This window comes from Sorangium sp. So ce381 (assembly GCF_051473845.1).
GTDB classification, from domain to species: Bacteria; Myxococcota_A; Polyangia; order Polyangiales; family Polyangiaceae; genus Sorangium; species Sorangium atrum.
On sequence record NZ_CP150336.1, the window covers coordinates 9,659,269 to 9,680,052 of the forward strand.

The 20,784-nt window shown below is 70.2% G+C and carries 15 protein-coding genes; 3 read left to right on the top strand and 12 right to left on the bottom strand.

The annotated features are described in order from the left end of the window. Positions 1-162: 162 nt before the first annotated feature. Entirely contained in the window at positions 163-555 is a 393-nt protein-coding gene (locus WMF29_RS36285; RefSeq protein WP_437324683.1) for a LysR family transcriptional regulator, read from the bottom strand. Between the two features lie 251 nt (positions 556-806). Between WMF29_RS36285 and WMF29_RS36290 the strand changes: the two genes are divergently transcribed. Next, positions 807-2,117: an MBL fold metallo-hydrolase gene (locus tag WMF29_RS36290; protein ID WP_437324684.1), complete on the top strand. Its 1,311-nt coding sequence runs from the start codon at positions 807-809 to the stop codon at positions 2,115-2,117. 53 nt (positions 2,118-2,170) lie between these two features. Here WMF29_RS36290 and WMF29_RS36295 read toward each other — a convergent pair whose 3' ends face one another. Then, on the bottom strand, positions 2,171-2,650 hold the full coding sequence (locus tag WMF29_RS36295; RefSeq protein WP_437331203.1) for a carboxymuconolactone decarboxylase family protein: 480 nt from the start codon (positions 2,648-2,650) through the stop codon (positions 2,171-2,173). A gap of 136 nt (positions 2,651-2,786) precedes the next feature. On the opposite strand from WMF29_RS36295, the gene WMF29_RS36300 reads away from it, so the two are divergent. After that, positions 2,787-3,680 (top strand): sigma-70 family RNA polymerase sigma factor, encoded by an 894-nt coding sequence (locus WMF29_RS36300; protein WP_437324685.1) that lies wholly within the window; start codon positions 2,787-2,789, stop codon positions 3,678-3,680. Between the two features lie 50 nt (positions 3,681-3,730). Here the strand turns inward: WMF29_RS36300 and WMF29_RS36305 are convergent, their stop codons facing one another. The 7 genes from WMF29_RS36305 to WMF29_RS36335 all read right to left on the bottom strand — a co-directional run bounded on the left by WMF29_RS36305 (position 3,731) and on the right by WMF29_RS36335 (position 13,695). Further along, positions 3,731-4,201, bottom strand: a complete 471-nt coding sequence (locus tag WMF29_RS36305; protein WP_437324686.1) for a cupin domain-containing protein — start codon at positions 4,199-4,201, stop codon at positions 3,731-3,733. Between the two features lie 163 nt (positions 4,202-4,364). After that, positions 4,365-5,051, bottom strand: a complete 687-nt coding sequence (locus WMF29_RS36310; RefSeq protein WP_437324687.1) for a DJ-1/PfpI family protein — start codon at positions 5,049-5,051, stop codon at positions 4,365-4,367. Positions 5,052-5,278: 227 nt separating this feature from the next. Continuing rightward, positions 5,279-6,229 carry a hypothetical protein gene (locus WMF29_RS36315; protein ID WP_437324688.1) on the bottom strand — a complete coding sequence of 317 codons (951 nt, stop codon included), beginning with the start codon at positions 6,227-6,229 and terminating at the stop codon, positions 5,279-5,281. 84 nt (positions 6,230-6,313) lie between these two features. Beyond that, entirely contained in the window at positions 6,314-7,279 is a 966-nt protein-coding gene (locus tag WMF29_RS36320) for a hypothetical protein (protein ID WP_437324689.1), read from the bottom strand. A 171-nt stretch (positions 7,280-7,450) separates the two neighbouring features. Further along, complete coding sequence (locus tag WMF29_RS36325; RefSeq protein WP_437324690.1) at positions 7,451-8,746, bottom strand: pectate lyase family protein; 1,296 nt, start codon at positions 8,744-8,746, stop codon at positions 7,451-7,453. Between the two features lie 461 nt (positions 8,747-9,207). Then, positions 9,208-13,083, bottom strand: a complete 3,876-nt coding sequence (locus WMF29_RS36330; RefSeq protein WP_437324691.1) for a protein kinase domain-containing protein — start codon at positions 13,081-13,083, stop codon at positions 9,208-9,210. Between the two features lie 270 nt (positions 13,084-13,353). Further along, positions 13,354-13,695, bottom strand: a complete 342-nt coding sequence (locus tag WMF29_RS36335) for a DUF2934 domain-containing protein (RefSeq protein WP_437324692.1) — start codon at positions 13,693-13,695, stop codon at positions 13,354-13,356. Between the two features lie 365 nt (positions 13,696-14,060). On the opposite strand from WMF29_RS36335, the gene WMF29_RS36340 reads away from it, so the two are divergent. After that, positions 14,061-15,155, top strand: a complete 1,095-nt coding sequence (locus WMF29_RS36340; RefSeq protein ID WP_437324693.1) for a sigma 54-interacting transcriptional regulator — start codon at positions 14,061-14,063, stop codon at positions 15,153-15,155. Between the two features lie 276 nt (positions 15,156-15,431). Here WMF29_RS36340 and WMF29_RS36345 read toward each other — a convergent pair whose 3' ends face one another. From WMF29_RS36345 to WMF29_RS36355, 3 genes are all read right to left on the bottom strand, one after another. Beyond that, positions 15,432-17,066: a hypothetical protein gene (locus WMF29_RS36345; RefSeq protein ID WP_437324694.1), complete on the bottom strand. Its 1,635-nt coding sequence runs from the start codon at positions 17,064-17,066 to the stop codon at positions 15,432-15,434. Between the two features lie 275 nt (positions 17,067-17,341). Continuing rightward, the gene (locus WMF29_RS36350; RefSeq protein WP_437324695.1) at positions 17,342-19,075 is read right to left on the bottom strand and encodes a sialidase family protein; all 1,734 of its coding nucleotides are present in this window, start codon (positions 19,073-19,075) and stop codon (positions 17,342-17,344) included. Between the two features lie 755 nt (positions 19,076-19,830). Next, positions 19,831-20,682 carry a sialate O-acetylesterase gene (locus tag WMF29_RS36355; protein WP_437324696.1) on the bottom strand — a complete coding sequence of 284 codons (852 nt, stop codon included), beginning with the start codon at positions 20,680-20,682 and terminating at the stop codon, positions 19,831-19,833. Positions 20,683-20,784 lie beyond the last annotated feature (102 nt).

Below are 20,784 nucleotides of genomic sequence, written 5' to 3' on the forward strand. Positions count from 1 at the left end.
TTTTCGGGCAATCTCTGCTGCACGACAAGGCCGTGATCGCCAGCGCGCTTCCCGGCGCCCAAGCGGGCTCCTTCGCGGGTATCCACCGCACCAGGCAGCTTGTCAGGCAATATCAGCGCCGAGCAAAACCGGACGGAGCCAGACGGCCGGGGGCATCGTTGTTCAACGGGCGCGATCCCGACACCGGAGCGAACGGCCCTCGTGCAGCATGGCAAACGAGTTCATCGAGCGCGTTCCGCGGACGTCGACGCGGCGCACCTCGCGCCCGCGCTCGAATGTCCAGCGCGTCACGCGCGATTCGCCGTAGACGATGCACGTGTGTTCGTCGAGATCGGACAGGATGCGCGCGCAGCGCTCGTGATAAGCGGCGCCGGCGCTCGTCGGTCGCACCACGCGCGCCGTGCGCTCGAGGAGCCGCACGCCGAGCGAGGCTTCGAGGCGGGCCACACGCTCGCTGACCGTCGAACGCGGCAGCCGCAGCGCTTTCGCCGCTGCGCTGAAGCTCCCGAGCTGCGCCACCTCCACGAACGTCGCCATCGCGTCGAAGTCGAACATTGTGCAGCCTGGTCGAACAGGCTATTCGCCGGTCGCTGCCTGGTCAAGCGCAGCGGGAGAACCTACCGTGGCTCTTGACATGGCCACGGCTGGCAGCGAAGAAATGGAGAACCCCATGATCCTCATCTGACCGTGAGGTGTGCCGTTTCGCGGGCCAAAGGCGAGCACCTTCCTGGAGTTCGCGCGCGATTCGCGAGCCGAGCTCGGCCGAGCGACGCTCTACTAGCGATTGCCATCCACGAGGTACAGCGATGCAAGACGAAACGCATGTCGAGGATTGGGGAGAGCTCTTCGTCACGCGCAAGTGCTGCGGCGCCGGCACGTGCCGGAACTACGCGCCGGAGCTCCTGGGCGAGGTGGCGCCGGCCAGCGACCTCCGGGAAGGCCGCCGCCTCTCGGTGCTGCCGGGCTCCTACGAGGACGGCGCCTTCACGGGTGTGCTGCGGCAGCCGCGGAGCAAGGAAGATCTGATGGCGGCGCGGACGGCGGCCGCGGCGTGCCCGTTCGGCGCCATCAAGCTCAAGCCGGGCGCGGCGCGGGCTCGTCGGGGCGATCTTGGATCGCCTTGGCGTGGTTTCCCGCGGCCCATCGAGGATGCCGTCTGGATCATCGGACAGCCATCCATCAAGAACATCGGCGCCCTGTCCTATTTCATCGAGCGGGACGGAGGCGGGGTGCTGATCGATCCCCCGAAGCCGAGCGAGGAGGTCTTCCGCTGGCTCGCGGAGCACGGCGGCGTGCGGTGGCTCTTTCTGACGCACCGGGATCATACGCACCACCACGCCGAGTTCGCCAGCCGCTTCCCGGGTTGCCGCCGCATCATCGGCGCCGCAGACGTGAACCTGCGTGAGAACAAGTACATGCCCTCGACCGGCGACGTGGAGATCAAGCTCGGCAACGAGCTCGGCCCGCTCTCGCTCGAGGGGGAGCCGCTCTCGCGAGAGGCGGCCAAAGAGGCCGAGATCATGGTATTGCCGCAGCCCGGGCACACGCCGGGCTCGCTATGCCTCCTCTATCGAGGCCGCTTCCTGTTCACCGGCGATCACCTGAGCTACTCGCGCCTCCTGGGTCGACTCGTGGCGCATCGATTGCAATGCTGGGAGGATTGGGAGCGCCAGACCCGCTCGGTGCGTTATCTGCTCGCGGCGGCCGAGGCCGGCTGGCTGAGGTTCGCGTGGGTGTTGCCGGGTCACGGGGAATGGGCCCGCCTGCCGGGCGAGGGGAGCGAGGCCGAGACGGCCGCCGAGCTCCGCCGCGTCATCACGTCGATGGAGCAGAAGCCGAAGGGGAATACGCCGCTGGGCCGCTGGATCCTGTACGTTCAGAGCCGGATGGCGCCCGAGAAGACGCTCGGCCGCGCGCTGCGCGCGATCGGCGGCGGGAGCGACGACTGGGTATTGCCGCGCGGCGCGCGGAGCTCGCTCACCGATTTCGATCCCGACAAGACGCAGATCGCCCTGCGCCGGCTCTATCTCCTCGGCGCCGCCGCGCTCTTGGCCGCCGGCGGGGCCGTGTGGCTCACCGCGCGCCGGGACACGAGCGCCCCTTCTGGTCGCTCTTAGGACGCAGGCTCCACACCTTCGCCTCGTCCGCGGTTGCCGGCGCGCGCTCCTCGTCAGCGGTTCTCCGCGCGCGCGTCGAGCCTCACCGAGCCGGCGATCTGCCTCGTGGTGACGTTGAACCGATTGAAGAGGTTGGTCAGCGCGATTTGCAGGGTCAGCGCCGCGAGCGCCGGCTCGTCGTAATGCCTCGCGGCCTCCTCCCAGACGTCGTCGGGCACCGGGTCCGCGCGGTCGCTGAGCCGCGTCGCGGCCTCGGCGAGCGCCAGCGCGGCGCGCTCCGCGTCGGTGAAATAGGGCGCCTCGCGCCAGGCCGCCACGGCGAACAGGCGCTCGTCGGTCTCACCCGCCTTCTTCATGTCGCGCGCGCCGATGTCGACGCAGAAGCCGCACCCGTTGATCTGGCTCGCCCGCAGGTGGACGAGCTCGAGCGTCCGCGCCGGCACGCTGCTCTTCTTCACCGCGCCGATCAGGGCGTAGATCGGCTGCATGACGTCGGGGATGACCATCGCGGGGTTCTTCATCCGTGCTTTCAGCATGTTCGTGCTCCTCCCGAGGGGCTCGGGTGTGCTCGCCAACCGTGACAGGACGCAGAACGTCCGTTCGCGTCGTCACATCGGCTAGGGTTCGTCCGTCACAGCCATGACGAAGCACGACGAGGAAGTGTGACCGATGAATGAAAATAGTTGGCTGGCGGAGCGGTTCGAGGCCCACCGGGCCCACCTGCAGGCCGTGGCGTACCGGATGCTCGGCTCCCTGAGCGAGGCGGAGGACGCCGTGCAGGAGTCCTGGCTTCACCTGAGCCGCGCCGACACGAGCGGCGTCGAGAACCTGGGCGGGTGGCTGACGACGGTCGTGGCGCGGGTGTGCCTCGACATGCTGCGCTCGCGCAAGGCGCGGCGTGAGGACCCGATGGCCGCGCCCGACCCCGCCGTGGACCGCGAGGCCGGGACCGACCCCGAGCGCGAGGCGGTGCTGGCCGACTCCGTCGGCCTCGCGCTGCTCGTGGTGCTCGACACGCTGACCCCCGCCGAGCGGCTCGCGTTCGTGCTCCACGACCTGTTCGCGGTCCCCTTCGAGGAGATCGCCTCCATCGTGGGCCGCTCCCCGGCCGCGGCGAGGCAGCTCGCGAGCCGCGCCCGCCGCCGCGTGCAGGGCGCGCCCCCGTCTCCGGACGCCGACGTCGGCCGCCAGCGCGAGGTCGTCGACGCCTTCATCGCGGCCATGCGCGGCGGCGACTTCGACGCGCTCGTGGCGATCCTCGATCCGGACGTCGTGATCCACGCCGACGCCACGGCCGAGCCCCCGGCCGGGGGCGAGGTCCGCGGCGCGCGCGCCTGGGCCAAGCAGGCGATCCCCGCCGCGCGCGGCGCCAAGTTTGCGCGCCCCGCCCTCGTGGACGGGACGGTGGGCATCGTCTTGGCCCCGAAGGGGCGGCTCTTCCGGGTGCTCCGCTTCACCCTCGCGCAGGGGAAAATCGCCCGGATCGACGTCGTGGGCGACCGCGAGCAGCTCCGCGATCTCGACGTGTTGGTCCTCGACGGCGGACCGCACCCGGAGATCTAGGCGTGGACCCGATCCCATCTCTCGCGGTGGTCATTCACCACCTCATCCGCTCAGTAAGGTGTTCCGTCCTTGTGCGTGTAGACGTACTTGCCGCCCACCTTGCGGACGGCGAGATCCTCGTCGGGATACTCGGCCCTGTCTTCGGGATCGCGGTTGCTGATCTCGAGGTAACGCGCTGGCGCGGCGCTGCGGTTGACGAAGTGATGCCCGTCGCGCGCGCCGGCCGGAAAACCCGCGCACTGCCCCGCCGTGAGCACCTGCTCGCCGTCGTCCGTGCGCAGCACCACCTCGCCCTCCAGCACGAACACGAGCTCGTCCTCGTGAGAGTGGTAGTGCCGCAGCGCCGACTCCTTGCCCGGGAAGAGCGTGGTGAGGTTGACGCCGATCTTCGTCAGGCCGAGCGCGTCGCCGAGCGCGCGCTTCTCGCGCGGCGTGACGCGCGCGCGAAGCGACTCGGGGTACGTCGAGCTGGTGCGGGGCTCGAGATCGCTGGGGTTCAGGGCAGGGCGTTCGAGGGGCATGATCATCTCCGAGCAAAGCGGCTGCGCTCAGCGGCCGCGCGGTGTGGGCATGAGCGTGGAGGCGAGCGTCGCCGGGCTCAAGGGGATCGCGGGGGCTCACGACCAGCCCCGCACCCCGATCCTCTCCCGGAGAGGGAGAGGGAGGAGGCTCTCGGGAGCGCAGTCACACCGGTCGGGCGCGCGCGGCCAGCAGGGCGGCGCGGCGCTCGGGAACCTGGAGCAGGGCGCGATCGCGGACGCGGGTGAGCACCTCGGCGGGCGCGGTCTCGGGGGAGCCGGAGTCGAAGGGAGGCTGCGGATCGTACTCGATGCTGAGCTGGATCGAACGAGCGACGTCCGCGCCGGCGATCTCCGCCACCAGGGTGAGCGCGAAGTCGATGCCGGCGGTGACGCCGCCGCCCGTGATCACGTTGCCGTCGCGCACGACGCGCGCCGCTTCGGTCTGGATGCCGAGCTCGGCGAGCAGCGGCCGGAACGCCCAGTGGCAGGCGGCGCGTTTGCCCTCGAGCAGGCCCGCTGCGGCGAGCAGCAACGAGCCCGTGCACACCGAGGTGACGTAGCGCGCGGCGCGACCGAGGCGCTGGACATGCGCGACGAGCTCCCGATCACCGAGGGCCGCCGTGAGGCCGTAGCCCCCGGGCACGCAGATCGCGTCCGCTTCGGTGATATCGGACAGGCGGGCGAGCCCGCTGAAGGTGAGGCCGCTGTCGGCGGACAGCGAGCCGCCCTCGCGGGAGGCCACCACGAGGCGCGCGCCGGGCAGGCGCTGCAACACCTCGAACGGGCCCGTGAAGTCGAGCTGCGTGAGCTGGGGGTACAGGATGAAGACGATCGTGAACGGCCTTTCCATCGCGCGCCTCTCTGCCGGAGTTGACCTAACCATCACACGATATCACCTTGGCAGAAAGGACAAATAGTCCTCCTTTCCTGCCAAGCCACGTGCCCACGCGATCAGCTCATCGGCGCTGAGATCGGCTGTCCGTCGCTTCATTCACAGAGATATTTAGCAGACCCCCCTTGCCAGCACAGGTCCGTCCCGCAGCCCCAATCCCTTCGCGCCACGCGGCCGCCACCAACTCAGAATCTGGCCCCCACCGCGACACGGAGCGTCGCGAGCTTGCCTTGCTCCAGGCCGAACCCGAGCGGCTCGTCCAGCGCCACGAGCAGCCCGGCCCGGAAGTACAGGCCCGACGTGGGTGGCTCCACCCCGACGAAGGGCTCGGCCGCGAGCTGCAGCTTGTCGGTCTGTGTGAGCGGGAACGCGGCCTGGAGCCGCGCGCCGACCCCGAACCCGCCCACGCTGCGCAGCTCCGCCTCGTTGCTCTGCTCGATGAAGAACTCCGTGTCGCCGCCGCCCGTGGGGATGGCGAACATCGCCACGAGATCGCTCCGCACATAGAGCGCCTCGATCGGGCGCAGCTCGATGCCGCCCCGGGCCCGCAGCGGGACGTGCTCCAGGAGCGCCCGCTGCGTGTCGAAGTACCCCCGCACGGCCAGCGCCGCCGCCGCGGCCGCCTTCGTGTCGTCGGACGGATCCTGCGTGATGGGGATGGAGGCCGCGAGCCCACCGACGAGCATCAGCATGGGAGAAATGTTCGCGGCGTAGTGAAGTCCTATCGAGGGATTGCCGAAGAAGAACCCCTCGAGCTCCGGCGCGACGGTCGCCGCGTCGCCCTCCGCCGCGTCGCCCTGCCCCGGGCCGGGCGCGCTCGCGTGGCTGCTCCCGTACGCAAACGGCAGCTCGGCGTCGAGGTGGAGCCCCGCGACGAGCTTGATCTGGGCGACCGCCGCGAAGGACGCCACGAAGGAGTTCCCCTCCCACGCGCCGCTCGTCCCGTCGCCGCTCACGGCTTCCCAGTCGGGGAGGTTCGCCTCGATGGTGCTGGTGAGCACGTCCGCCTCCACGCCGAGACGGAAGCCATAGGACTTCGCCCACTGCCCTTCCGTGACGGTCTCCTCGGCGAGCGCCGGCGGGGTGAACGAGAGCAGGAGCGAGAGGGCGGCGAGGGACGAAGCAAGCTGGCGCATGCGGACAGGGTATCTATTTTTCCGGACCGAGGCCATCCAGCCGCCTCGTCGAGCGGACCTCGGGCCGCGCGCTCCGGGCGAGCGCTACAGGCAACCGCTGGGCACGCTGCCCCAGTGGCTCTTGGCGACGACGGACCCGTCCGGACCCGACGTCGAATGCGAGCCGCACAGGCCGTCGGCGTCGGAGATCACGGAGTCGATGCCGATGCCATACTCCCAGTATTTGACCTCGAGGCTCGAATCGTGGGTCGAGCCGCTTCGCTCCGGAATGGAGGGGACGAGAATGCCGCTCGAGTCGAAGAACTCGAAGCCCGCGATGGAAATCGAGAGCGACACGTTCCGTACCTGGCCGACGCAGGTCGTCCTGCACGTGGGGTAGCCGACGGAGCTCTCTTTCGTGAAGCCCGAAGGGCAGCCGGCCGAATAACTGCAGTAGCCGTTGCACGTGACGGGCAGGGGCCCCGGCAGGTCGACGCACTCGTACTGGCCGGTGCCCTGGATCGTCTTGCGCTGGGTCTCGAACCCCCCTGACGTCACCGAGGTTCGGCTGCCGAGCTCTCGATACACGTAGTAGTCGTTCTTGAACGACTCTTCCTGCGTACAAAGGCCGCCGTTGCAGTGCGTGGAAGCGGCCATCACGATGGGCTCCTGGCCTTCCAGGAGAAAGCGCTCCCCCGCGATCTCGACCGTATGGCGTTCGCCCCCCAGCTCGCCTATCAATTGCGCCTTCGTCAGGGCGATTTCGTCGGGCGAGCCGATCGACACGCCGGCCACCCTGGTGATCCGGCCGTCCTCGTCCCGTTCGATCGTCGTGGTGCCCATGTCGAGCTCTTCGGCCCGCCTGGCGACCCAGCGGAGGGCGTCATGCTCGCTCGCGAAGCGCAACCCGCCGGCAGCCGCGGCCCGCCCGAGGGGGGCGGCGTCCTCCGCTTCGGTCGCTTCGGTCGCTTCGGCGCTGCAGCCCATCATGAACGCCGCGGCGAGCAGAGATGCGGCGCGGGACGTTCGGCGAGAATTGTTGGTGAGGTGCCGGTGCATTCTGTCGGTCATGGTGCGATCCTTTGTGGCCCTGGGTAATCACACTCCGTGCCACGTCTCGCGTCGAGGGCCCATGACCTGGCCAGGTGCTTCGCGGACGCGATATCGAGGAACGCGAGCGCGGGCTGGTCCTGCGCAAGTTGCGCAGGAATCTGCGCAACTTGCGCGGCGCTGCGCGCAAGGTCAGTAAGCGAGCGTGCAGGTGTTGCCGGCTCCGCACTCCTTGGAGGTGACCGCCGCGACGACCTGGGACGCCGGCATCGGCGTGTAGCGGTACGGAATCTCGAAGACGGTGCCCCTCGAGTCGTTCAAGTCGTCGCCGGTCCCCTGGTTGCCGATCCCCTTCCAGCCTCTTGGGCTGCCCATGTCCGTCCAGATCGACCTGTTCTCATCATAGACGCAGTTCTCGGCGATGAGCGCCATGTCCTTGCCCACGCCGTGGATCTGCCCGCCGCCGGTCTTGTGGTAGTTGTTGAGCATGTGCACGTTGCCGTACCGCCCGCGAGGCTGGCGTGAATCGACGCGCTCGCCCCAGTGGCTGTTCATGTACGTGATGTGCAGCTTCCCCACGCTCGCCGGCTCGTCGTCGCTGCCGGCGATCAGGTTCGAGAACCGGTGCTCCTTGTCGTACGTATAGTAGAAGCGCGCCCAGGAAACGGTGACGTAGTCGGCTCCCTGGGTGATGTCGCAGTTGCCGTCCTGACCGTCGGAGATGTCCAGATGGTCCAGCCAGACGTGGTGGGCGCCGTTCCCCGTATAGACGGCGTCTGCGCCGGACTTGCACTCGTCGTAGCTGGCGCAACGCGCGCCCCGCACGGCGAGGTTGCGAATGATGATGTTGTGCACGTCCGCGCCGCTCATCCGGATGTTGCCCGCGATGGTCACCCCGGGGCCGACGCCGATGATCGTCTTGTTGGCGCCTGGCGCGAGCGTCCCGCTGTAGTTCCCGGGTTTCACGAGGATGATCGCCGGGGTCGCGCCCTTCGCCGCGTCCTGGAGCTCGCTCATCGAGTCCACCGTGATGGCCGAGCTCAGATCCGTGCCGCCGCCGGTCGTGCCGCCGGCGACGCTCGCAAAGCCCGGAACCGGATCCGTGATGTGGAGGTCCCCAACCGGGGTCGGCCCGCCGGTGCCCCCGCCACCCGTGTCCCCTCCACCAGCGCCCGCTCCACCCGTGTCCCCTCCACCCGTGTCCCCTCCACCCGTGTCCACTCCACCAGCGCCCGCTCCACCCGTGCCGGCCGCACCCCCGGTGACGCCGCCCGTTGCGCCGGTGGTGGCTCCGGCGCCGCCTGTTCCGCCCGTGGTGGTACCAGCACCACCCGTGGCCGTCGTGCCACCGCCACTGGTCGCCCCCGCCGCGCCGGGGGTTCCTCCAGAGCCCGCGCCGGGGCCGGACGTGACATCGAGGTCCGTCGAGCTGCAAGCGACCAGCAAGCCGAGAATCGAGAAGGAGGCGAGTCGATACGAGTGGGTCATGGTTCCTCTGCGGGTGATGGCAGGCAAGCGTCTTTCCCGGAGGTTGCGCTACGCCCCCGCCAGCCGTCACAAATCGCCGGAACGCTCCCGAACCGCGATCCGCGTCGAATCCTGGAAGGCCGAGGTCGGCCTTTGCAACCAGGAGGCGCCGCGGGGCTCGCGGTCTCCTTGCCGCTGCTCGCGGGCGGGCGCGGGGCGCGCTCCAGCGGGGAGCGTGCACCATCGCACACCGGCCCGAGGCGCGGGGGCTTGTCATCCTCCTCCTGGCGGCCGTGCCTCCCGGCAAGTTGCGGGCGAGTTGTCGTGTCTCGCAAGGAGAGAATCAACCCATATCTCTTTTTTGCGTCTTTGCGCCTTTGCGCCTTTGCGTTGATTCTCTCCTTGCGAGACGCGACAACGCGCCAGGAACATGCCTGCAGTGCATGCCGGGGACGCCGCCCCTCACCGCGCCCCGCCTCCCCTCACCGCTCGACGCGGTCGAGCCAGGCGCGCGCGTCCTTCTCCAGCAGCGGATCCCCGAGCCGCACCGACAGCTCCAGGAGATCCTCGAACTCCCGCCGCGCGAGCGCGTCGTTGCGCGCGTTCTTCAGCAGCATCGCCGCCGCCCAGCGGCCCTGCAGCACGTCGTGCCAGTAGCCCTGCTCCTCCGCCCGCGCGATGAGCGCCTGCAGCCGCTCCCGCGCGTCCCCCGCCCCCGCCACCCCGTCGAGGTACGCGAGGTACATCCGGTTCGAGGCGGCCACCCGGTCGTACCCCGCCTCGTCCGCCCGCTCCAGCGACTCCGCGAAGAGCGACCGCGCCCGCTCGTGCTCGCCCAGCCGCACGCACGCGTAGGCCAGGTTGTGAAGGTTCACAACCCCGTCGAACCGCAGCCCGAGCGCCCGGTCCAGCTCGATCGCGCGCTCGCACGCCTTCGCCGCTGCCCGGAAATCCCCCGCGTAGAGCTCGATCGTCACGAGCAGCTTCGCCCGCACCGCCTCCGCGACCCGATCGCCCGGGGCGGCCGCCTCCCAGCGCGACAGCGCCTCCAGCGCCCCGGGCCGATCCCCCGAGGTCGCCCGCGCCAGGGCGACCGACTGGAGCGCCCGCGGGTCGTCCGTCGGTCCGAGCGCGGCGAGGTCGAGCGCCGCCCGCCGCGCGCGCGCGAGCTGGCCCTGAAGGCACGAGACCTCCACGTCGACCGTCAGCGCCTCCTGCAGGAGCTCGCGGCGACCTACCGCCATCTCGACCACGTCGTCGAGCAGGTCGTGCGACAGCCGGAACAGATTGGTCGCCCCGAGCGCGCGGGCGAGCTCGATGCGCAGCTTCACCCGGAGCTCGAGCGAGCCGACCGCATCGACGCGCGCAAGGATGCGGTCCGACGCCGCCGGCAGCGACGGCGCGCGGCGCGCGTGGCCGGCCGCCTTCGAGAGGATCCCCACCCACCGGCCGAGCTCGTCGGGATCGCGGCGCGCGACGTCCGAGAGCTCGAACGCCCGCGTCATCGCGCCGATCGCCGCGTCGAACTCGCCCCGGCGCACGCGGACCCCCGCCGCGCGCGCCAGGTGCCCCGCCGCGCCGTCCGCGTTCCCGAGCGAGAGCGCCCCGTCCGCCGCGCGGCCGAAGTGGCAGTCGACAAGCGCGAGCACCGCCGGATCGTCCCCGCCCACGCGCTCGAGCCACTCGGCCGCGAGCCAGTGGCCGAGCGCCCGATCCGCGTCCGTCAGCATCTCGTAGGCCGCGTCCCGCACGAGCGCGTGACGGAACGCGAACTCCGGCTCGCCGCGGAGCATCGACTCCGGCCGCGGCTCGAGCAGCTCGCGCTTCTCGAGCGTCAGGAGCCACGACTCGAGCTGCGGCACCTGCCCGCCCCCGCCGAGCATCGCCTCAAGACCCCCCCGCCAGAACACCTCGCCCATCACCGCCCCGGCCCGGAGCACCCGGCGCGCCTCGGGCTCGAGCGCCGCGATCCGCGACTGCATCATCGCGAGCACCGTCTCCGGCACCTCCCCTGCCCGCCTGTCCGCCGTCGCGCGCACGAGCTCCTCGAGGAAGAACGCGTTCCCCGCCGACCGGTCGATGAGCGCCGCGAGCTCGGCCTCCGGCGGCGCGTCGCCGAGGACCTCCCGCACGATCCGCTCGCACGCGCGGCGCGACAGCTCCCCGAGCCGCATCTCCGTCGCCTCGCGATCCTCCCACAGGCCCGGGAACGCCTCGCGCACCCCGGGGCGCGCCAGCGCCAGCACCATGAGCGGCTGGTGCCGCAGGAACCGGAGCGCCGCGTCGAGCGTGTCCACCGTGGCGCGATCGCAGAAGTGCAGGTCGTCCAGCACGATCAGCACCGGCTGCGCGTCGCACTCGGCCCGCAGGAAATCGAGCCACGCCCGCCGCGCCTGCTCCTCCATCACCGCGCGGTCCTGCCGCGCCGCGCGCAGCGCCGGGCTCTCCGGGAATGGCGCCCCGATGAGCTCGCCGAGCAGCTCCGTCACCCGCTCCCGCGAGGCCTCGCCGACGTGCCGCGCGACCCGCGCCGCGAGCTTCTCCCGCCGCGCCTCGGCGGGCTCGTCGTCGAGCAGGCCCGCCGCGCGCCGCACCGTCTGCGCGAGCAGCCCGAGCGGCGCCGCGCCCCGCATCGGATCGCCGTGCGCGCGCCACACCGTGACCGGCTCGCTGCGCGCCTCGACCCGCCGGACCAGCTCGTGCGCGAGGCGCGACTTGCCGACGCCCGCCCCCGCCGTGACCAGCACCACGCGCGCCACCCCCTCGGTGGCGCACTCGTCGAGCACGTCCTCGAGCGCGCGGAGCTCCCGCTCGCGCCCCACGCAGGTCGTGGGCTTGCCGAGCACCTTGCGCCCGCCGTCCTGCGGCTCGCGCGCGCCGAGCAGCGTCGGGCCCTGGCTGCCCGCCGCGATCTCGAAGCGGTCGCCGAGCAGCGCGGCCGTCATCTGGTCGATGAGCACCGGCCGGCCCGAGGACGGATCCTCCGCGGCGTGGCGGACCCGCGCGTCGAGCAGCGCGCCCGCGCGGTCGATGACCTGCCCCACCGCCTGCGTCCCGGCGATGACGTCCCAGCCCGTCGCCAGCGCCACCCAGGCCCCGGGCAGGAGCGCGTGGATCGAGAGCGCGCAGCGGGCGGCGTTGCCGGCGAGGTCGGTCGGCGAGCCCGCGCCCGCGACGACCGCCGCGACCGAGCCGTCGGCGAGCACCTCGAGGACCGCGCCGTGCGCCTGCGCGGCCTGCCGGACCTCGTGGAACGGCGTGGTCGGCGGCGGCGCGGGCCGGGGCTTCGCCGGCGGCGCCGGCGCGAGCAGGCCCTCGGGCAGCGCCTCCTTGCTGCCGGAGACGACGGTCGCGTGGTGCCCCGACAGCATCGTGTCGCTCGCCCGCTGGGGGCCCGCGATCGCCTGCGGGCGAGCGGACGGGGGGCCGCGCCTGCCGGCGCTCATCTCGGCCGCGAGGACGACGCTGACGAGCCGCCGCTCGCTCTTCGTCAACGCAGGCGTCGGCAGGCCGTTGCCGGTGGACATGTTGCCCTCCACAACGCTCAGCATCCTGAGCTCGGCGGCGACCTCGCCCGCGTCCGCGGGGCGCTCCGCGGGGTTCTTCGCGAGCAGCCGGGCCACGAGCAGGTCGAGCGGCGGCGGGATGTTCGGGCAGAAGGTGCTCGGGCGCGGCGCGGCCTCGAAGAGCACCTTGGCGAGGACGGACAGCGGGTGCTGGGCGACGAACGGCGACCGCCCGGTGAGGCACTCGAACAGGAGGCACCCGATCGAGTAGAGGTCGGCGCGCGCGTCGACGTCGACGTCGCCGCGGACGCGCTCCGGCGCCATGTAAGCGGGCGTGCCGATCGCCGAGCCGGTGAGGGTGAGCTCGTACGTCGCGTCGGCCTGGCGCGCGATGCCGAAGTCGATGAGCTTCGCGCTCCCGATGTCGCCGCCGGGCAGGAACACGTTGGTCGGCTTGAGGTCGCGGTGCACGATGCCGCGCGCGTGGACGGCGGCGAGCGCCTCGGCGACGCGGCCGACGAGCATCAGGCTGTGCTCGATCCCGAGCGGCCCGCGCGACAGCCGCGCGCCGAGGTCCTCGCCCTCGAGCCACTCCATGGCGAGGTAGTAGAGGCCGTCCGCCGTGACGCCGTGGTCGATGTAGCGGGCGACGACGGGGTGCTCGAGCTCGGCGAGCAGGCGCGCCTCCCGCTGGAAGCGCACGACGTGCTCCCTGCCCTGGTTGAAGATCACCTTGAGCGCGACCGCGTGGCCGCTCTGCCGGTCGAGCGCCCGCCACACCGCGCCCATCCCGCCGGAGCCCGCGAGGCGTTCCAGCTGGAAGCGGTTGGCGAGGACGTGACCTGAATGCATGGCGCAAGTATCGGTGTGCAGACCTCCGCGGTCCAGGCGGCCGGGCGCGCGTGGACCGCGAACCGTGGGCCCACCGCCCACGCGGAGCGCGAGGATACTCGTCCCGCGGCGCGGCTACGAGCCTCGAAGGCCCACGGGCGCCGCCGCCGGCCCGACGGGAGCCCCCCCTCGCCGGCCGAGGGCGCCGCCCACGCCCACGCGAGCGCGCCTGTCGCGCTCGCGTGGGCACGCGCGGGGCCCCGCGCCGCCCGCGCCGCCGCGGCGGAGACGTCAGCTGGCGAGGCGCTCGAGCCGCGCGTCGACCTCGCGCTCGGCGTTCAGCCAGTCTTCAACGGGGTTGTTCCGGAAGCCGGCCCTCTCGGCATATCCATAGGCCACCTTGGCGATCAGGCCGTGGCGCTCCTCGCGCGACAGCCGCGGGCGCGGAGGCGCGGCCTTCGGGGCGTCGACGCTCGCGCGCTCGGCGGCGAGCTTCACGGCCGCAGAGGGCCTCTCGGCGGCGGCGGGGGCAGAGACCGCGCTCTCGGGCTGCGCCGAGGCGACCGGGGCGGCGACCAGGCTCTGGGCCCGGGTGGTCTTCGTGCGGGCCGGGGTCTTGCGCTTCGAGCTCATCTCGTCGTCTCTCCTTTCGGGTACACGGGTCGACTAACCCAGGTCCGCGCGTACGCACAAATTTTGAGCACGTAGTTCCTCGGCGCCCGGCGCCGCCGGTCGGGATCTCCCTTCCAAGAGACCGTGGTTCGCGGTAGAGTGGATGTCGCTGACCGGGTGAGATCACCCGGCGTGTGTCAGCCATCATCCCTCGTTGTTCGTCGCCACCTCGTGGCCGACGTTCATCCGCCATCGTTCATCTATCGTTCCCATCTTCGTTCACGGCGGCCCATCCCCGGTCGCCGCCTGCGCTGAGGACAGCTCGGTAATCCAGAAAACGGCAGGCGCGTCGCTCGCCGTCTGCCCATGAATCGAGGAGATGCGATGTGGAAGAAAGCGCGGCCCCTTCCCGGCGCACGGAACACCTCTGCTCGTCCGGCGGCGGGATGACGCGCGTCGTCTGGGTCGAGGACGACAGCGAGGTGCGGCTCGTCGGCGCCTCGGAGCGCTGGGCGCGCGCGATGGAGCAGCTGCGCCGGCTGGCGGAGCACGAGCGCGCGCCGCTGCTCATCACGGGCGAGCCTGGCACGGGCAAGGAGCTCTGCGCGCGGCTCCTTCACGCGGCGAGCCCGCGCGCGGGCGGTCCCTTCGTCGCGCTGAGCGCGGCGCGGCTGCCGGCCGAGCGCCTCCGGGAGGAGCTCTTCGGCGTGGCGGCCGGGGCCGACGGGCGGCCCGCTGCGCGCCCCGGGCTGCTCGAGCTCGCGCGGGGGGGCACGCTGTTCCTCGACGAGATCGGCGCGCTCCCGCTCGAGCTCCAGCCGCGGCTCCTGGCCGTCCTCGACGGGGAGCCGCTCTGCCGGATCGGCGGCGGGGAGGCGCTGGTCGCGGACGTGCGGGTCATCGCCGCGACGAGCCAGGACCTCGCCGCGCGCGTCCTCGAGCGGTCGTTCCACGAGGCGCTCCACCGGCGCGTCGGCGGGCTCGCGCTCTCGCTCCCCCCGCTGCGCGAGCGCGACGGCGACGTGCGCAGGCTGGTCGAGCACTTCCTCCAGCGCCAGAGCGGCGCGACGGGGCTCGCGAGCGCCGGGCTCTCCCCGCGCGCGCTCGCGCAGCTCGAGGCGTATCCCTGGCCGGGGAACGTCCGCGAGCTGCGGAGCGTCGTCGAGCGCGCGTTCCTCCGGGCGCACGGCGCGCCGCTCGATCTGGAGCACCTGCCGCCGGAGATCGGCGCGGCGACGCGTCCTTCGGCGCCGCCGCGCTCGGGCCCGCCGGGCGCGCTGCGGCCGTCGCCGCCCGCGCGCGGCAGCGCGTCGCTCGGCGAGGCCGTGCGCCGCCACATCCTCGCGGTCTACGCCGCCCAGGGCGGCAACGTGACCCACACGGCGAGCGCGCTCGGGATCACGCGGGTCTCCCTCCGCCGGCACCTGCGCCAGTACCTCGCCGCGGACGCGCGCGACAAGGAGCCGCTGAGCGATCGCTAGAGGGACAAACGGGTTAAAAGGTCCCTAAATTCAATGGGTTGCGAGGCCCGACCGTTATGCCGGAAAGCAAGCGCCAAGGGCCAGGAATATGGGAGAGAGACAAACCGCAAGGGGCGCAAGGGACGCAAGGGACCAGAGACGAGATATTTTCTTGCCTTCCCCTTGCGCCCCTCGCGCCCCTTGCGGTTTCTCTTGCCTTCTGTTGATTTCCTCGGGACTCCAACGTGATCGGTGTCCTAGCCCCCCGCCTGCGCGCTCCGAGGATGACGCGCAGGATCAGCCGCGGCCCTTCCCGACCACCACGATGGTGTTGTTGATTCCGCTGTTGACGACGTCGGAGGCGTTGTGGACTTTCGCCGTGCAGGACCGCGAGCCAGGGCCCAGCAAGATGGGCTGCCCGCTGAAGTTGGCGAAGTTGTTCAGCGTCAGCAGGTCGTTCGTGCAGGGCAGCGGCGTGCCCACGAGGATGTTCGGCGCGCCCACGCTGATGCCCAGCGGAGCGCTGCCCGACAGCACGTTGTGGTCGGCCACTAGGCCGTTGCCCATCAGGTGCTCGATGAGGCTGCTGCCAAAGCCCGGCGCCGCATCGATATGGTTGAAGCGCACCGAAGGCTGGAGGTACGAAGGCGCCCCGTCGAGCTCGCTGAGGTCCGCGATGAACAGGGACGACGCGTTGAAGGGCCCTGTCGCCACCGCCTCGATCTCGTTGTGGGCGAAGCTCACCGTCGAGGGCTCCTTGGGCCAGCGGCTCGTCTCGGTGAGGCTCTGGCCCGCGAGCACGCCCACGGCGTGCCCGTTCGAGTCGAAGAAGCGGTTGTGCTCCACCGTCAGCGGCGCGTTCGACGGGCTCAGCAGCAGCGTCCCGAAGGCAATCAGAAAGGGATCCGTCGCCACGCCGTGCCCCGAATCGTCGAAGACGTTGTTCTCGATATCGGCGAACGCCTGCGGGTAGACGTCCTGCGGCGGGGACGGGAAGCGGAAGGCGCTTTGGGCCTCGAAAGCCTCCAGGCTGGCGGGCGGCGACAGGAACGTCTCCACGGCCACCGAGTGAAGCTGAGTATGCTCGAGAACACAGTTCTTCACCGTCACGAGCCCGTTCACCGGAAGGTGGTCGAACTCATTCCAGCCACCGTTGGCGGTGTCGGGCTCGACCGGCAGCCACTGTTCTCCGCCGATGAACACCAGGCCCTCCATCAGATTGCTGCCCAACGTCGGGCTCAGAATCTGGCCGTACACGCCCACGTTTTTGATCGACACGTCGTAATGCTCCACCTTGAAGTCCTTCGTCGGGTCGTAGTTGCCCTTGGATCCGGTCACCAGCACGGCCGCCCACACCGGCCTGACCTCGGTGCCGTAGTAAGTCAACGTGGGCCCCTCGCCCTCGACGGTGAACGACAGATTGCGCAGCGTGAGGTTCGTGCTGGTCAGCTGCCAGGGCGTCTTGCGCGAAGGCGGCTTGTTGAAGACCGCCAGGATCGGCGGAAAGCCCGGTGGGAACAGCCGTTCACGATACGCTTCATTCAGCAGGGGGAACACGTACGTGCCGTTCGCGGCGCGGCCGCGCGCCACCAGCACGGTATCGTTCATGCCGGCGCCACGCACCTCCGCGTCCAGGCCCTCGGCCGCCAGCGTCTCGCTCACGTGGAACGTGCCGGCGTCCAGCGCGATGCGGCCGCCGCGCGCCACGTTATTCAGCGCCCATTGCAGGTTCCTCGTGTCGGTCGCCATGCCCTGGAAATCGTCTTGCAGCCCCACCGGCGTCACCCGGATGACCCTGCCGTTCCCCACCACCCGCACGTGGTCGGGATCGGGAGGCACGGGTCGCGGCATGGCATGCGTCGTGGCAGCGGCGAGCAGCACGAAGAGCGCCGCGCCGACGGCCTTGGGGGTACCTTCGTTGACTCTCGCCATTGTTTTTCCTCCGCGGTGATTTGCCGGATGCTCCCGGCTGCCGACGGGCCAAACGATGCCACTCGGCGGCGCCTGCGCCACCTTCGCCGTACTTGCGGGTCGTTCGCCTCCTGCTCCGGGTGCATTCGGAGCCTGACGGGACATCGGGAAGGTCAATTCAACGCGAAATGGCTCCGTGGCACGAAAACTCCATGTGCTCGGCGTGACGGGCGAGCACGGCTCAGGCAACGCGCCGCTCGTACCCGAACGATGGGTGCTGCTCACCCATCTCTTGGTTACGGCGTCGGATCAGCGAAGGATCCTCCGAAGATATCCGAGTTGCCGAAGGTGGACGGACAGTCGGTGTTGGGCCTCGGCGTGGGAACCGTGCCTCCGGTGCGCAGCGACTGACGGAAGGCGTCTATCGCGGGGCAGTCTGCGGCGTTACGCACGTCGTTCCAGACAGCGACGCCGAAGTCCCTCGTCGCCGCCGCGTACACGTAGTCGCCCAGAAACTCGGCCACAAGGTCGTTCTGGCTGGAGCCGCGGGGATCGCCTGGATCACCGCGATGCAACTCAGAAAGCCCTGTCGGCGCGCCTCCCACTCCGATGTCGGCGTGGAGCACCACGCCTACGAGGCTCCGCGAATCTGTCGTGTTGTTACGGAACGGGGTGCGGAACGCGTTGTAGACGATATAGAGATCTGTTCCATCGGGAGAGAGGGCAGGTGCAGTATAGTACCCGCGGTCGCCGGGGCTCTGGATCGTCGTCGGACCGGACCAGGTCGCCCCACCATCGGTCGAGTGGCTGAGCATGACACGCTCATTGTTCAAGCCATCTCGGCCGTCGACCCACGTGTCCACGATCTCGTCTGTTGCGTCGTCCCCAGTCGGAGCACCGTTCGCGATATCGACATTGGGAGCGCCAGCGAGATCATTGCGTGCGCCTGCGATGCCATCCATGACGCAGCGGCCGATCACCGGATCGATAAAGAAGCACGGATCGGTGATACGAAAGAGCTCCCGTGGCGGTGTGAAACTTCTCCCGCCGTCGAACGACTGGACCAGCATGTGCGCGCCGTGCGGAGGTAAGAATCGGAAGGGTGACTGGAGCTGCTCGTAGAATACATAAACCACGCCGATGCTATCGGTGCGGATGGTGCAGCCGGACTGCCCCCACATCGTCGGCGGGACGTTGTGCGCAGGGGTCACTTGCTTCTGCTCCCAGGTATCGCCGCCATCGGTCGAGCGTATCACTGTCAGCGGCGCCGCCGCGCCCTGTTGACCTCGGAACTGGGCAAAGCAGACGTAGACGTTGCCGAAGAACGGACTGCTCTCGGCATTGTCGGCCCAGATCTGCTCCTTGTCGGCGAACGTCGTTGAGCTCTGACGCTGCGAAGCGATGACAGGAGGCAGCCAGTTGTTCTGGTCGGCGACTATCTCGGGAGTAAGCTCCGGGTCTCCGTCGATGCGGGACACGGCGACGGCTTCGAAGCCCCTGAACGCCTGCTCGCCGCGCTCGCCACTGAAGTTGGCGGTCAGATTGGCATAGTACAGACGCGAGCCATTGTCCCACGAGAATCCGTTCGGACCTGGGCGAGGACCAAAGGCGACCGCCGGATCGCCGTCGGAGACCAGCCCGTTCTCGAAGTACTTGGGCAGCGTGCCGATTGGCCCGACATGCGGTGTACATTTCTCGGGTCCACGACAATCTCTGGCCGTCCAGCCAGTGTAGGTCGGCTGCGTCCAGGTCTGGCCACGGTCGAAGGAGAAATAGACCCCGGAGGAGCCGACCCCCTGGGTGAACGGGCAGGTCGTCGGATCGCCGGCGTCGCACGCCTCCATATCGATATTGTCGTTCGCTCCGGCCGCAACCACGTTCGGATGGTTGGCATCCACCGCGACTGTCGGTTCATTCTGCTTGTTCTGCGAAAAATGCGAGACCGGGCTGCCGACAGAGACGAGCGTATCACCCCCTTGCGCGAACGCGGGGGCCGCCAACCCCAGCGTCATATACGCGTAGAGCACCACTCCAAGATGGCGAGCTATGCATGGGTGTCGCATGACCGATCCTTTCTCTTTATGAATCGACCGTCGACGTGGACGCGAAGTCGCGTCCGCGACAAGGCGCGCTGAGAAATCCCGCCTCGACGCACCGCCAGCGTGGGTTGCGGGACCCAAGAGCCGCAGATGCAAGGCGCTGCTATAGCGTACGACAATTCAGCGTCAACTTTTTACGGAGAGTCGCCAAGTCCACTTCTCGCGCGCCTTCCTACTTTGGACAAGGCACGTCCGCGGCGTTGGCGCGAGCCTTTGAACCGGAGGCACCGCTCTGTCGTCCCGGCTGGGGAAGCGAGCACGCCCTCGTCACCGTCGCGGCCGTTGGAAGAGGAGCTGGACGATCAGCGCCCGCCCACTGCGCATTCGCGCTCTCTGGCGGTGCCGACAGTGAGGCAGTCCCGGGCGTGGAGCTGCGTACGTTCGCCCCTGATATCGCCGACTCAGGGAACGCCGCACGACCTCCGGCACCCGTCCGTCCGAGCCAATATGAACAGGTCTAGGGAGGCGCATGAAACCCGGCGACGGATCGGTCACGGCGAGCGCCCCAGACCCTGGGATTGACAATTGGGCCCGGGTTGGGCCCACGCCTTCCGAGGGGCTGCGATCCGTCGTCACGCCCTCCACAAATCCCCGGGGATGCGACGGATCGCGACGGTTCGCCACCGCGGAACAGTCCCGCCAGGAGCCGAACCTGAACGCTCCTCCGCGCGGCGCGCAGGGAGCGCTCAGAGACCGAGGGCGCCGATCATCTTCTCGGCGTAGCGCTTGCCCAGGGTGACCTGCGCGTCGTGGCCGAAGTGGAGATTCCAGGTGTCGGCAGGATCGATGGCGAGCCCCTCCGCCGAAACGGCGTAGGCCTTGGGGATCAGCCCCGGGAGCTGGTTCACGAGCGAGTTGTGTTTTGCGCACGACCCCGAATGCAGGAGCTCTCCTGCAAGGAACGGCACGTCACCGATACCGAGATCGGCGCGCAAGTCCGAGACGAGCGTCTTCACCTTGCCGGGCCACGCGGGGTCGCCGCAGTTCGATTCGCCTTGATGGAACAGAATCCCCTCGATCACGCCGCCGATCTCCTGCGCCGCCTTCGCGCGCGACAGGATCCAGCTGTACTTGCTCCCCCCCGCCTTCATGAACGTCTCCACCTTCTCCCCGCTGATGGCGGACGGGACGAGGCCGACGGTGTCCTGGGCGGGGTAATGCTCGAGGATCGTCCTGGAGAAGTAGTCGCCGGGCCCGATCGCGCCGTTCCAGCATTCGTGGAGCGGCGGGGCAGCGACGTCCCACGCGCCTTCGACGCGCCCGGTCGCGGCGCACGCATCGAAGCCGAGGACCTTGATGCGGGGATTCTCGGTCTTGTCTGCGGCCAAGGCCTTCGGGTACCCGGCCATGTTCGATTGCCCGAGGAGGAGGAAGACATGAAACACGGGCTCGGCCGAGCCTCCGCCGCTGCTCCCGCCGACGCCCGGCTCATCCGCGCCGCCTGCCCCCGACGCCCCTCCACCCACCCCACCTGTGCTCGGCCCCGCGGCCTCTCCGCCCACCCCGCCTGTGCTCGGCCCCGCGGCCTCTCCGCCCACCCCGCCTGTACTCTGCGCGCTCCCCTCTGCGGGCCCTCCGCCGGCGAGAGCCCCTGTAGACGCTGAGGACACGACGCTGGAAGGCGCGCCGCCTGCCCCGCC